Genomic DNA, 12,739 nt, shown 5'->3' on the forward strand with positions numbered 1-12,739 from the left:
GATCAGGTGTCCCTCATATGCGCGGCACCAAATGCACCCGGCAACAGATCAGCTATTGTGGTTTTGGTTTCCAGACCATCGGCAGTCGCCATAGTGACCACCACATCGCCTTTTCCGAATTCAGCCAGTTTCTGACGGCATCCGCCGCAGGGTGGCACCGGATGCGGACTGCTGGCAACCACGTAAACTTCGGTCAGTTCTTTGTCACCTGCGGCGATCATCGCGGCAATCGCCCCGGCCTCGGCGCAGGTGCCTTCCGGGTAGGCTACGTTTTCGACATTGCAGCCGATGTAAATCGTGCCTGAACCTGCCCGGATCGCCGCCCCGACCTTGAAATTCGAATAAGGCGCGTGCGCATTTTCACGAACAGCCAAAGCAGCATCTTTCAAAGACATGACGATTCCCAATTTTTGATCACTTGGTCAGAATGTCATACCCTAAATGAAAGCGCCGGGGAATTTGAAGCCCCCGAGCGCGGATAATCACAAGCATTTAGCCCAAGGTCGTGTTGAATGTGCCGGGCAGCGTTACTTCCAACAATTCGACATCGTCAGTTGGATCAGACAAACGAGTTCTCATGCCAGGTGGAATGACGAAGGCGTCGCCCTGTTCCAGCCGATAGGGTTCGCGCCCCTCACCCTCAAGTGTGACCTCGCCATCCATCACAAAGGTAAAGTGGATATCAGTATCGTGGCTGGCCCACTTTGGCTGACCTTGCCCGCGACGGACGACCTGCACACCCGCGACACCCTTGGTGTTTTCGGCAATGGTTGTGTCGCGACAGACATATCCGGGCAGACGGAAAGGTATCCACTCCGCGTCTTTGGCCTGATTATAAACAAACCGTTGGCCCTGCCATTCCCGGTCCGGTCGGAAGTGTGGTGTTGGCAGGTCCATCTCGTGGTCGATCTCGGTCACATGTTCAGCCGGTACACCAATCTCGATCACCTGCACGTTGTCCGATGCCTCAAGCACTCGGTGACGGATTTCGGGCGGTTGAATAAAGCAATCACCCGCTGTCAGGCGCATTTTCTCACCCTGATCCTCGTAAACCACATCCACCCAACCGTGGATGCAGAAGATAAGCTGAAACCCGACCTTGTGAAAATGCACCATGTCCGGCACCGGGCCGCCATCGGGAATGCGGATATGACTGGCGATGATCGAACCGCCCAACCTGTCAGGCACAAGATCGCGATAATGCATCCCCGCCCGCCCGATGATCCAAGGCGCCTGATCTTTGAGGCGGCGAACAACAAATGAATGAACCGTTTCCGGCATAACCAGCGGTGGATCCAGTTCCTCTATTTCGATCCGGGTGCCATTTGGTGCGACAAGACTACGCTGGCCGTCAGCAAACCTGTCGGGGTCAGACGTCAAAATGCGCAAGGTCCCAGGAGACTCGGGTGCGTCTTTCTCGATCCGCAAACGTAAACCATGTCCGGAAAACACAGCGGTATTTGGATCGTCGGCTGGATAGATCATGTCCATCCGCATCCCCAGCACCTTGGTGTAGAACGGAATATCGTTGCGGAGTTCCTGCGTCGGCAGGCGGATTTCAGCGCGCGTCTGGAAGTCTTTCGGATCGCTTGTCATTCTGTATCTCTTCGGATCTGATTTTTGGCCATCCGATCAGAACAGCGGCCAAAATGCCAATTGAAAAGTACATTTCCAGCGTTTCTTCCAGCACGAACAGGCGTGTAGCCATCGTGACCGAAAGGCTTTCCGAGAAAAATCCACTGACTTCTTCGAGTATTTGCGCCAGTACCGCAACACTTCCGGCTAGGACAAATACCGTCAGAAATGGTGCGCGGATCCTAAGTGCCCGTACTCCGTTTGGTATCCCGTGCCAAAGCAAACCACCAATGACAATCACGCCCAAAGCGATCCGGACTGTGGTCGCATCAAGCAGTAAATCCAGCCATTCTAGCACGACGAAAAGTACGCTGCCTTCGGTGTAGACCTCTGCTTCCAGCTCGCGCTCGGCCAACAGTAGGCAGACAAGTGCAATATATAAGCGCGAGAGGCCTGGAAAACGCACCAGCGCGACCAGCCCGGCAGCCAGCAACGCAGTGGCTGAAATTGTCTCGATCAAGCCGCCCTCTCGGTTGAATGCTGCGGCCTGCAAAGGCCAGATCATGATCACGCAAAGCAGAACAACAGCCAAAGAAAGCGAACCAACCAAGGCACCCCCTTTGGTGCCAAGCCTATCAAAAGCGGTGGTCATTTGCGCATCAGCACAAGCTTTGTTTTTATTGCGCATGATCAGATCCGTCGCTTCTGAGGCCCGTTAGATTGTCGGGAATTGACTGTACATAGAAGCAAAGCATCAAATCTCAACCAGCGACCCCTTAACGTATCCGTGAGACCTTATTTCGACAGCAATCCGAGGCGACATAGCCAAGCGTTGAGAAATGGTTTAACCATCAAACGAATATTGGAACGGAGTTGAATTGCCGATGTCTGACACACCAAACCTGCGACAGGCTGCGCTTGAATATCATGCCCATCCAAAGCCCGGAAAGCTTGAGATCAAGGCCACGAAGCCGATGGCAAACGGCCGGGACCTTGCACGCGCCTATTCGCCAGGTGTGGCCGAAGCCAGCCTCGAGATCAAAAGCGACGCAGCCAATGCCGAAAAATATACTGCGCGCGGCAATCTGGTGGCAGTTGTTTCGAACGGCACTGCGGTTTTGGGGCTCGGCGACATCGGTGCTCTGGCGTCAAAGCCGGTGATGGAAGGCAAGGCGGTCCTATTCAAAAAATTCGCTGGCATCGACTGTTTTGACATCGAGGTGGATCAGCCTGACCCCGAAAAGCTGGCGGATATCGTCTGCGCATTGGAACCGACTTTTGGCGCGATCAACCTTGAAGACATCAAGGCACCGGATTGTTTCATTGTTGAAAAACTGTGCCGAGAGCGGATGAATATCCCCGTCTTTCACGACGACCAGCACGGCACCGCGATCGTTGTTGGGGCCGCTGCCAAGAACGCCCTGCATGTGGCAGGCAAGAAGTTTGAGGATATCAAAGTTGTCTCAACCGGTGGTGGCGCCGCGGGGATCGCCTGCCTCAGCATGTTGGTGAAGCTTGGGGTCAAACGCGAGAATATCTGGCTGTGCGACATTCACGGTCTGGTCTATGAGGGCCGCGCCGAGGATATGAACCCGCACAAGGACCAGTTTGCCCAAAAAACCGATCTGCGCACTCTGGATGATGTGATCCCGGATGCCGATCTGTTCCTGGGGCTGAGTGGACCGAACGTGTTGAAGCCCAAGATGGTTGAAAAGATGGCTAAAACCCCGATCATCTTTGCATTGGCCAACCCAACTCCGGAAATCCTGCCACAAGCGGCACGCGAAGTTGCGCCAGATGCGATCATTGCAACCGGCCGCAGCGATTTCCCGAACCAGGTGAACAATGTCTTGTGTTTCCCGTTCATCTTCCGGGGTGCCCTAGATGTTGGTGCGACTGAAATCAATGACGAGATGCAAATCGCCTGCGTCGACGGAATTGCCGACATGGCCCGTGCGACAACCAGCGCTGAAGCTGCGGCAGCCTACAAGGGAGAGCAGTTGACCTTTGGGCCGGATTATCTGATTCCCAAACCTTTCGACCCGCGCCTCGTCGGAGTCGTTTCGTCATCTGTTGCGCAAGCAGCCATGAAAAGTGGGGTCGCAAAACGGCCCATTGATGACCTCGAAGCCTATAAAGAACGGCTGAATCAGACTGTGTTCAAATCGGCTCTTCTGATGCGGCCAGTATTTGAAGCCGCAGCAGTTGCTTCCCGGCGGATCGTTTTTGCGGAAGGCGAGGACGAGCGGGTATTGCGTGCAGCTCAGGCTATTTTGGAAGAAACCACGGAAACCCCGATCCTGATTGGTCGCCCGGACGTAATCGACGCGCGATGCGAACGACTGGGGCTGACGGTTCGGCCTGGGCAGGATTTCCAGATCGTGAACCCGCAGGACGATCCGCGCTACTACGACTACTGGAACTCATATCACCAGATCATGCAGCGGCGGGGGGTCACTCCGGACCTCGCAAAAGCCATCATGCGCACCAACAATACTGCAATTGCGGCGATCATGGTGCATCGCGGCGAGGCTGACAGCATGATCTGCGGTACATTCGGCGAGTACCGCTGGCATCTCAATTATGTTGAGCAAGTTCTGGATGATGGCGATTTACGCCCGCACGGCGCGCTGTCACTTATGATTCTGGAAGACGGCCCCCTATTCATCGCCGACACGCATGTACGGCAACTGCCCACCCCCGAGGAACTAGCCGAAACAACCATCGGCGCAGCCCGTCACGTGCGGCGGTTCGGACTGGAGCCGAAGATTGCATTCTGTTCGCAATCGCAGTTCGGCAATCAGGCAGAGGGATCGGGCAAGCGCCTTCGGGCGGGCCTTGAGATCCTCGATTCTCAGCCGCGCGATTTCAGCTATGAGGGCGAGATGAACTTGGACCTGGCCCTTGATCCTGAATTGCGTGCACGTATTTTCCCGAACTCGCGTATGGATGGCGCTGCGAATGTCCTAATTTTCGCACACGCGGATGCAGCAAGTGGGGTGCGTAACATCCTCAAGATGAAAGCGGACGGGCTAGAGGTGGGGCCGATCTTGATGGGGATGGGAAACAAAGCCCATATCGTAACGCCATCAATCACCGCCCGGGGGCTGTTGAACATGGCGGCCATCGCCGGAACGCCAGTGGCACATTACGGGTAAACTGGGCGCGGCGGTAAAAGGATATACACGACCGGGCTCCTGACCAGTTGCCCAAGTTGATTCTATTGGCACTGTTGCTTTTGCAGCGGTGAGTTTGCAGATTTGCAAAACCTTAGATGGATCAACTTGAAGGTCATAAATATCAGAGAATTTGCAAAACTTTGCAGTCCAATCTGAAAGGTCCTGCAAAGATTTTGCGATAAACTGACGCGCCGCATTCCGCGTCGCTTGCCCGAGGCACCTTCGGCGCCTAACACAAAACGCGAGGAATTTGGGAGGAGGCCATCATGGCATATCAGGACGTCTACGAGAGCTGGAAGAACGACCCCGAAGCATTCTGGATGGATGCGGCAAAAGGGATCGACTGGGTTCAAGAACCCAGCAAAGCTCTGTTCGACGACAATGCGCCTCTCTATGAATGGTTCAGCGATGCCAAGGTAAATACGTGCTGGAACGCAGTCGACCGGCATGTGGAAAACGGTCGTGGCGAGCAGACCGCGATCATCTATGACAGTCCCATCACACATACCAAACGCGAAATCTCCTACGTCGAGCTGCGCAACAGGGTCGCTAATCTGGCCGGTGCGCTCCGCGCGAAAGGCGTTGAGAAGGGGGATCGGGTCATCATCTATATGCCGATGATCCCCGAAGCGTTGGAGGCCATGCTGGCCTGCGCCCGCCTTGGAGCGGTGCACTCGGTGGTGTTCGGCGGCTTTGCCAGCAACGAGTTGGCCGTGCGTATCGATGATGCGAAACCCAAGGCGATCATCGCCGCTTCATGCGGGATGGAACCGGGTCGTGTCGTGCACTACAAACCGCTGTTGGATGGCGCGATCGATCTTGCCAGCCACAAGCCCGAGTTCTGCGTAATCTTCCAACGTGAACAGGAGGTTGCACAACTTATCGAAGGGCGTGATGTCAATTGGCATGGGTTCCAATACGGAACTGAACCTGCAGATTGTGTGCCTGTAAACGGCAACGATCCGGCGTATATCCTGTATACCTCGGGCACCACCGGAGCTCCAAAGGGTGTCGTGCGCCCGACCGCTGGCCATCTGGTCGCGCTGAATTGGACGATGAAGAACATCTACAACGTTGATCCAGGTGACGTGTTCTGGGCAGCGTCAGATGTGGGCTGGGTCGTGGGGCATTCCTATATCTGCTACGCTCCGCTGATCCATGGCAATACGACGATTGTGTTCGAAGGCAAACCCGTTGGCACGCCAGACGCTGGCACCTTCTGGCGCGTGATCTCCGAACATAAGGTCAAAAGTTTTTTCACGGCCCCGACAGCCATTCGCGCCGTCAAACGCGAAGACCCGAATGGGGAGTTGATGTCGAAATACGACCTCTCCCACCTGAAGGCGCTATATCTTGCAGGTGAGCGGGCCGACCCGGACACCATCATCTGGGCGCAGGATGCGTTGAATGTCCCGGTCATCGATCATTGGTGGCAAACCGAAACCGGATGGACAATCGCGGGTAATCCACTTGGTATCGAGGAACTTCCGATCAAATTGGGTTCACCTGCCAAGCCCATGCCAGGCTATGACGTTCAAATTCTGGACGAAGGTGGCCATCCCATGAAACCAGGTGAACTGGGAGCTATCGCGGTCAAGCTGCCATTGCCCCCAGGTACGCTGCCGACTCTCTGGAACGCCGAGGCGCGGTTCAAGAAGTCGTATCTGGAGCATTTCCCGGGCTACTACGAGACCGGTGACGCAGGCATGATCGACGAAGACGGTTATCTTTATATCATGGCGCGCACCGATGATGTCATCAACGTTGCTGGCCACCGTTTGTCGACTGGCGGAATGGAAGAGGTGCTGGCTGCGCACCCCGATGTGGCAGAATGTGCCGTGATTGGCGTGTCGGACCAACTAAAAGGGCAAATGCCGGTTGGATTCCTGTGCCTCAATGCCGGATCTGAACGGAACCACCAGGATGTGGTGGCGGATGTGGTCAAGATGGTCCGGGACAAAATCGGGCCTGTCGCTGCGTTTAAGAATGCGGTGGTGGTAGATCGCCTACCCAAGACGCGATCGGGCAAGATCCTGCGAGGCACGATGGTGTCGATTGCGGATGGCAATGAATACAAGATGCCTGCCACCATCGATGATCCAGTTATTCTGGACGAGATCAAATCGGCCCTGAAAACCATCGGTTACGCGCAGTAACTTTGCAATGTAATCCAACAGTGCACCAAAAAGGCGCACTTGATTTGCGCCAAAGCGCGAATGCGAAGCTCTGCCTCGCGCTCCGGGATGTTTTCGGCCAGATGAAGGGTGGATCCGTTTTGTCTTACTGGGGCTTGTCATTGGTCCCGCCTCCCCTCAGGTTGAGGTGAGGAGGACGAGCATGACAAACGGCGAGATCTGGCGTCTGAGTGCGACCGAACTGACTGTTCTGACAAAAAAGGGCGATCTGAGCGCGGAGGAAGTCGTCAAGGATGCATTGGCGCGTATGCATCAAGTGAACCCCGAGTTGAATGCAGTTGTGGAAGATCTTGGTGCGGAGGCGATGGAGCGTGCATCCGCTCTTGACCGTGCCCGTCGTGATGGTGCTTTGGCGGGTCCGCTGCATGGTGTTCCGGTTACGATCAAGGTGAATGTGGACCAGAAAGATCATGCAACCACCAATGGCGTGGTGGCCCTGAAGGATGTCATTGCACCAGATGATGCTCCTGTGGTCTCAAACTTGCAAAAAGCAGGTGCGGTTGTCATCGGGCGGACCAATACCCCCGAGTTTTCATTCCGTGCTGATACGGACAACCCGCTTCATGGGCGCACGCATAATCCCTGGGGCCACCATATCTCACCCGGCGGATCGTCTGGCGGCGCCGGCGCGGCCGTTATGGCGGGAATAGGCGCTTTGGGTCATGGCAACGATATCGGTGGTAGCCTGCGTTTTCCCGCCGCAGCCAATGGTGCGGTGACGGTGAAGCCGGGGCTTGGCCGCGTGCCCGCGTGGAACCCAAGCCAAAAGGCCGAGCGGGGAATGCTGGCGCAGTCGATGTCGGTTCAGGGGGTGATTACCCGAACGGCCGCAGATTTACACCTGTCTATGCCAAGCCTGATTGAACCAGACCTTCGGGATCCCTTTCACGTACACCTGCCCTGGCGCGGCAATATGCAAGACGGACCAATCAAGGTCGCCTTCACAAAAAACACGTTCGGCTACGCATTGCATCCAGAAGTAGACAAGGCGCTGGATACGGCACGGGATGCTTTAATCGATGCCGGATATCTGGTTGAAGAGATTGATCCGCCAGATGTGTTCGAATGCGGCAGGTTGGGCTACCGCGCGCTGATGGGTGAAGTGCTGACCCTGATGAAAGGTGATATCGAAGCTGCCGGATCGCAAACCATCCGCGACATTTTTGAAGTTTATTTCCAAGAGTTTCCCCCGATTGTCGGAGACGATCTGATTAAGGCCCTTGCGCAGCGCAGCCACCATGCGCGCGAATGGTCATTGTTCCTGCAGGATTATCCGTTAGTCCTGTCGCCATTTCTGCCGCAGCCATTTTTCAAGCCTGATCGAGACACCGAAGGCGCGGAGGGTGTTCATGAGGTGCTGGGCTGTGCAGTACATTCTTATGCGATGAACTTTCTGGGGTTGCCCGCTGCCAGCGTTCCCGCACGCCTTGCGGAATTGCCGAATGGCCCCCAACCGATCAACATTCAGATCGCCGCCCGGCGCTGGCGCGAAGATATGGCCGTAGATGCCGCAGCCGCCATCGAAGAGCGCGTCGGGCAGATGGCCCCGATTTTATGGGAGCAAATGAGCAATTAGGTCCAACTTGTGCCTATGTGGCAGCTTGCTACAAAAAATTGACCCCGGGGTTTTGTGCCCGGGGTCCGCATAATAAAATATGCCCGGATTTCAGAAGACGAGCGTAGCACCACCCACCCTCGCCAGCGCAAAAACTGCGCAATCATTCGAAAACACCGTCAGATGGCCACTCACTTCCACCTTGGCGTGTTCTCCGGGCAAGTTGAAGTTAACAAACCATTATCGGTGTGCATGTGAACTGGTTCACACAAACGACAGGAAATTTATCAATTCGCTCACATTTATGTGAACTGCTCGGAAATCAGTCGCTCCTCCAATCCGTGGCCCGGATCAAAAAGTATCCGGTGTTGGATGCTCGTTTCAGACCTAATTTCGACCCAGTCGATATCTGGAAAAGATATTGAATCAGCCGCAACGATAACAGGGCGCTTGTCAGCATCGATCACATCGAACCTGACTTTTGCCATTTTCGGCAGCAAAGCACCGCGCCACCTTCGCGGGCGAAATGCCGCGATGGGTGTCAGCGCCAACACGTCTGCGCCAATCGGAACAATAGGTCCATGCGCGGAGTAGTTATAAGCCGTTGAACCCGCAGGCGTGGCGAGTAATGCGCCATCACACACAAGCTCGGCCATGCGAACACGCCCATCCACACTGATCCTGAGTTGCGCTGCTTGCGGTCCTGCACGCAACAGCGACACCTCGTTGATCGCCAGCGCTTCGTGTTTTTGACCAGACTGATCCATCGCGGTCATTGCCAATGGGTTGACGACCTCTTCCTCTGCCTCGGCAAGCCGAGCCATCAGATCGGTCTCGGCATATTCGTTCATCAGAAACCCGATGGTCCCGCGGTTCATGCCGTAGACTGGTGTATTCAGATGCTGGATACCCTGCAGCGTTTGCAGCATGAAGCCATCCCCACCCAGCGCGACAACCACATCCGCATCCCTGGGTGCCGCATTCCCATAACACGCCACAAGAGAGTCTCGGGCAGTTTGCGCCACTTTGGCATCGCTGGCCAGAAAGGCGATTCTCTTGGTCATGTTTTATGGTTTCCAGTGCTACACATTTGGTTCCGAAACAAACATACCTTTCCGCAATAGGCCAGACTTGACGCCATAGCGGGCCAATTCGTCGCTTTACAGCCTTTCTGAATTCTACCGTTTCCGATAGGAAATCCGCCAGATAAACCCCAGCCCTGTGGAGCCATTATGAACGCCAATCTTCGTGATACCGGTTTCTTCACCCAATCCCTTGCCGATCGTGACCCCGAGCTATTTGGCTCGATCACATCCGAATTGGGCCGCCAGCGCGATGAAATCGAGCTGATCGCATCGGAAAACATCGTCTCTGCCGCTGTCATGGAAGCGCAGGGCTCGGTGATGACCAATAAATATGCCGAAGGTTATCCAGGTCGCCGTTACTATGGCGGATGCCAATTCGTCGACATTGCCGAAAATCTGGCTATCGACCGGGCCAAGCAGCTGTTCGGTTGCGAGTTCGCCAATGTCCAACCGAATTCGGGGTCGCAGGCGAACCAAGGTGTCTTTCAGGCGCTGATCAAACCTGGCGACACGATTCTGGGTATGAGCCTGGATGCAGGTGGTCACCTGACCCACGGTGCAGCCCCAAACCAATCGGGCAAATGGTTCAATGCAGTCCACTATGGCGTGCGCAAGCAAGACAATCTGATCGACTATGATCAGATCGAAGCGCTGGCCAAAGAACACCAGCCCAAGCTGATCATCGCGGGCGGTTCGGCCATTCCGCGTATTATCGATTTTGCCCGCATGCGCGAGATCGCCGATATGGTTGGTGCGTACCTGCACGTGGATATGGCCCATATCGCAGGACTGATTGCAGCGGGTGAGCACCCCTCGCCCTTCCCGCACGCGCACGTCGCGACAACCACCACGCACAAGACGCTGCGCGGCCCCCGCGGCGGCATGATCCTGACCAACGACGAAGCGATCGCGAAAAAGGTAAACTCGGCAATCTTCCCCGGTATTCAGGGTGGTCCGCTGATGCATGTGATTGCTGGCAAAGCAGTAGCGTTTGGCGAGGCGCTGCGGCCCTCGTTCAAAGACTACATCAAGCAGGTTATTGTGAACGCTCAGGCCCTTTCAGATCAGTTGATCAAGGGCGGTCTCGACACCGTGACCCACGGCACCGACACTCATGTTGTTCTGGTCGACCTGCGCCCCAAAGGCGTTAAGGGCAATGCGACCGAGAAAGCCTTGGGTCGTGCGCATATCACCTGCAACAAGAACGGCGTTCCGTTTGACCCCGAAAAGCCAACTATCACCAGCGGCATACGCCTTGGTTCTCCTGCTGGCACGACACGAGGTTTTGGAGAAGTCGAGTTCCGTCAAATCGCAGATTGGATCATCGAAGTTGTCGATGGTCTGGCCGCCAATGGCGAAGAAGGCAATGCCGCAGTCGAAGCAAAGGTCAAAGCCGAAGTCGCTGAGCTTTGCGCCAAGTTTCCGATCTATCCGAACCTGTAATACGAAGGACTTTGATCAATAAAAGCGGCGTCCTGCGGGCGCCGCTTTGCTATATACATTGACGTGCACGTGAGAAATCAGTCGCGCCTGATGCATCCAGCGTCGTTGGTAAAATCTGCTGAGCGCACATCAGATAAACAGATACGGGCAATACAAGCCTCAACCGCCTCAAAAATATTGTTCTCGGAGGTGTGACGTCTGATCTGGGCTTTGGCCGACCGGAGGCTCTTTGCATGAGCCTCGCATTTGCGCGATCGCGCCTGAATTGCGAATCAGATCAAGCCGCGCGACCTAAGGATAAAGATCGACACGGCGGTCAAAACCAGCAAGCCCAAAGCAAGCGACCCCAGAAAGCTTAGAAACCACCCCCAGCGCCGGTCAGCAAGGTTGATAGCATTCAGATGGCTTTGCACATCCTCCGATGCCTGCTCGAGTTTGGGTGTATCCAGCAACAGCCGTAGCTTTGGATGAACTGCCATCTTCTCGGCCTGCGCAAGCACCAGTGCCTGCTTATAGACCTTACGCGGCAATCTACGTCTCGCGCGGCGAACCGATGCTGTCAGGGTTTTGTCCCGCACACCAAGCTTTTTACGCAGCAGTAAGATGGTCTGCGCGATTTGGCTCTGTATATCGAATTCCTGCGACATTCACGTCTCCTGACGGGGCAATCTAACCGCGCTCAATGCTGACGACAATGGGGCTGGTTGTTCCATGTGGTGGCAGGTATCACATAGCCATGTTGAACACGATCATCCATGGCGACCCGACCGACCAACCTCCTTTGTTGATTGCGCATGGCCTATATGGCTCGGCGCGAAACTGGGGTGTGATTGCGCGGCGCTTGTCAGACGAGCGGCAGGTGATCGCAGCCGATATGCGCAATCATGCCTACAGCTTTTGGAATGATCAGCATGGATACTCCGAATTGGCGCAGGATTTGGCCGAAGTGATCGACAGCATAGGCGGTGCCGCAGATGTCGTCGGGCATTCTATGGGCGGAAAGGCCGCAATGGTCCTGGCCCTAAAGCACGGAAACAAGGTTCGCAAACTGGTGGTCGCCGACATTGCTCCGGTTTCCTACGGACATAGCCAGATCAAATACATTGAAGCGATGCGCGCTGTTGATATGTCACATGTTGAACGACGATCTGATGCTGAATCGCAGCTGGCGGATCAGGGAGTTGAAAAAGCACTTCAGAGCTTCTTCACGCAATCTCTGGATGTCGAGAACAAGAAATGGCGTTTGAATCTTGATGTTCTGGCTCATGAAATGCCCAAAATTATGGGTTTTCCAGAGGTGTCTGGCAATTGGGATGGTCCGACTCTTTTTCTTTCTGGTGCCGCATCGGATTATGTCTTGCCCGAATATCGCGACCAAATCCGTCAGATGTTTCCCGCTGCACGCTTTGCCAAAATTCCCGGCGCAGGCCATTGGCTGCACGCCGAGAAACCTCGTGAATTCGAAGCGGCCGTCAGAACCTTTCTGAACGCCTGATCATGCACCTTGATAGAGACACTTGGCCACGAGCCATGACGCGGGTGCGGCAACAACAGCACCTGCGGCGGCCGCGGAAATGATCGCCACCGAACTGACCATCCCGGCGGCCAGAACGGCGATTACAGCACTACCTGCAATTGCGGTAGCGATCAGAGAATATAGCATGGCTGCAAGGCGTATCATGGCCAGTCGTCCTGTCGTTTGGTTTC

Annotated in this window: 11 protein-coding genes; 5 read left to right on the forward strand and 6 right to left on the reverse strand. The window is 55.3% G+C overall.

The genetic code is table 11. The features are described from left to right. Positions 1-2 precede the first annotated feature (2 nt). The 3 genes from ACR0MQ_RS12670 to ACR0MQ_RS12680 form a co-directional block, all read right to left on the reverse strand. The gene (locus tag ACR0MQ_RS12670; protein ID WP_170770102.1) at positions 3-395 is read right to left on the reverse strand and encodes a cytidine deaminase; all 393 of its coding nucleotides are present in this window, start codon (positions 393-395) and stop codon (positions 3-5) included. A 97-nt stretch (positions 396-492) separates the two neighbouring features. Then, positions 493-1,596, reverse strand: a complete 1,104-nt coding sequence (locus ACR0MQ_RS12675) for a cupin domain-containing protein (RefSeq protein ID WP_170770100.1) — start codon at positions 1,594-1,596, stop codon at positions 493-495. Beyond that, positions 1,559-2,263 (reverse strand): hypothetical protein, encoded by a 705-nt coding sequence (locus tag ACR0MQ_RS12680; protein WP_480608570.1) that lies wholly within the window; start codon positions 2,261-2,263, stop codon positions 1,559-1,561. Before ACR0MQ_RS12680 ends, ACR0MQ_RS12675 begins: the two co-directional genes overlap by 38 nt. Positions 2,264-2,459: 196 nt before the next feature. Between ACR0MQ_RS12680 and ACR0MQ_RS12685 the strand changes: the two genes are divergently transcribed. From ACR0MQ_RS12685 to ACR0MQ_RS12695, 3 genes are all read left to right on the forward strand, one after another. Continuing rightward, positions 2,460-4,733 (forward strand): NADP-dependent malic enzyme, encoded by a 2,274-nt coding sequence (locus ACR0MQ_RS12685; RefSeq protein WP_170770096.1) that lies wholly within the window; start codon positions 2,460-2,462, stop codon positions 4,731-4,733. A 287-nt stretch (positions 4,734-5,020) separates the two neighbouring features. Beyond that, positions 5,021-6,910: a propionate-CoA ligase PrpE gene (gene prpE, locus ACR0MQ_RS12690; RefSeq protein WP_170770094.1), complete on the forward strand. Its 1,890-nt coding sequence runs from the start codon at positions 5,021-5,023 to the stop codon at positions 6,908-6,910. Positions 6,911-7,091: 181 nt separating this feature from the next. Next, positions 7,092-8,525 (forward strand): amidase family protein, encoded by a 1,434-nt coding sequence (locus ACR0MQ_RS12695; protein WP_480608573.1) that lies wholly within the window; start codon positions 7,092-7,094, stop codon positions 8,523-8,525. A 281-nt stretch (positions 8,526-8,806) separates the two neighbouring features. On the opposite strand, the gene ACR0MQ_RS12700 is transcribed toward ACR0MQ_RS12695, so the two are convergent. Beyond that, the gene (locus ACR0MQ_RS12700) at positions 8,807-9,568 is read right to left on the reverse strand and encodes an NAD kinase (RefSeq protein ID WP_170468759.1); all 762 of its coding nucleotides are present in this window, start codon (positions 9,566-9,568) and stop codon (positions 8,807-8,809) included. Between the two features lie 168 nt (positions 9,569-9,736). On the opposite strand from ACR0MQ_RS12700, the gene glyA reads away from it, so the two are divergent. After that, positions 9,737-11,032, forward strand: coding sequence for a serine hydroxymethyltransferase (gene glyA / locus ACR0MQ_RS12705; RefSeq protein WP_170776837.1), 1,296 nt, complete (start codon positions 9,737-9,739; stop codon positions 11,030-11,032). Positions 11,033-11,304: 272 nt separating this feature from the next. Here the strand turns inward: glyA and ACR0MQ_RS12710 are convergent, their stop codons facing one another. Beyond that, the gene (locus tag ACR0MQ_RS12710) at positions 11,305-11,679 is read right to left on the reverse strand and encodes a hypothetical protein (protein WP_010442552.1); all 375 of its coding nucleotides are present in this window, start codon (positions 11,677-11,679) and stop codon (positions 11,305-11,307) included. Positions 11,680-11,768: 89 nt separating this feature from the next. Here ACR0MQ_RS12710 and ACR0MQ_RS12715 point away from each other — a divergent pair, with 89 nt between their 5' ends. Further along, on the forward strand, positions 11,769-12,527 hold the full coding sequence (locus tag ACR0MQ_RS12715; RefSeq protein ID WP_010442553.1) for an alpha/beta fold hydrolase: 759 nt from the start codon (positions 11,769-11,771) through the stop codon (positions 12,525-12,527). Here the strand turns inward: ACR0MQ_RS12715 and ACR0MQ_RS12720 are convergent, their stop codons facing one another. Further along, the gene (locus ACR0MQ_RS12720; protein WP_170775234.1) at positions 12,528-12,713 is read right to left on the reverse strand and encodes a hypothetical protein; all 186 of its coding nucleotides are present in this window, start codon (positions 12,711-12,713) and stop codon (positions 12,528-12,530) included. Positions 12,714-12,739: the final 26 nt, after the last annotated feature.

The sequence above is a fragment of the Ruegeria sp. AN6 genome (genome assembly GCF_056540425.1).

Bases quoted from the DNA above. Each gene is read 5' to 3' on its own strand.
- ACR0MQ_RS12685 (WP_170770096.1), top strand. From the start codon at position 2,460: ATGTCTGACACACCAAACCTGCGACAGGCTGCGCTTGAATATCATGCC.
- ACR0MQ_RS12695 (WP_480608573.1), top strand. From the start codon at position 7,092: ATGACAAACGGCGAGATCTGGCGTCTGAGTGCGACCGAACTGACTGTT.
- prpE (WP_170770094.1), top strand. From the start codon at position 5,021: ATGGCATATCAGGACGTCTACGAGAGCTGGAAGAACGACCCCGAAGCA.
- ACR0MQ_RS12700 (WP_170468759.1), bottom strand. From the start codon at position 9,568: ATGACCAAGAGAATCGCCTTTCTGGCCAGCGATGCCAAAGTGGCGCAA.
- ACR0MQ_RS12715 (WP_010442553.1), top strand. From the start codon at position 11,769: ATGTTGAACACGATCATCCATGGCGACCCGACCGACCAACCTCCTTTG.
- glyA (WP_170776837.1), top strand. From the start codon at position 9,737: ATGAACGCCAATCTTCGTGATACCGGTTTCTTCACCCAATCCCTTGCC.
- ACR0MQ_RS12710 (WP_010442552.1), bottom strand. From the start codon at position 11,679: ATGTCGCAGGAATTCGATATACAGAGCCAAATCGCGCAGACCATCTTA.
- ACR0MQ_RS12720 (WP_170775234.1), bottom strand. From the start codon at position 12,713: ATGATACGCCTTGCAGCCATGCTATATTCTCTGATCGCTACCGCAATT.
- ACR0MQ_RS12680 (WP_480608570.1), bottom strand. From the start codon at position 2,263: ATGCGCAATAAAAACAAAGCTTGTGCTGATGCGCAAATGACCACCGCT.
- ACR0MQ_RS12675 (WP_170770100.1), bottom strand. From the start codon at position 1,596: ATGACAAGCGATCCGAAAGACTTCCAGACGCGCGCTGAAATCCGCCTG.
- ACR0MQ_RS12670 (WP_170770102.1), bottom strand. From the start codon at position 395: ATGTCTTTGAAAGATGCTGCTTTGGCTGTTCGTGAAAATGCGCACGCG.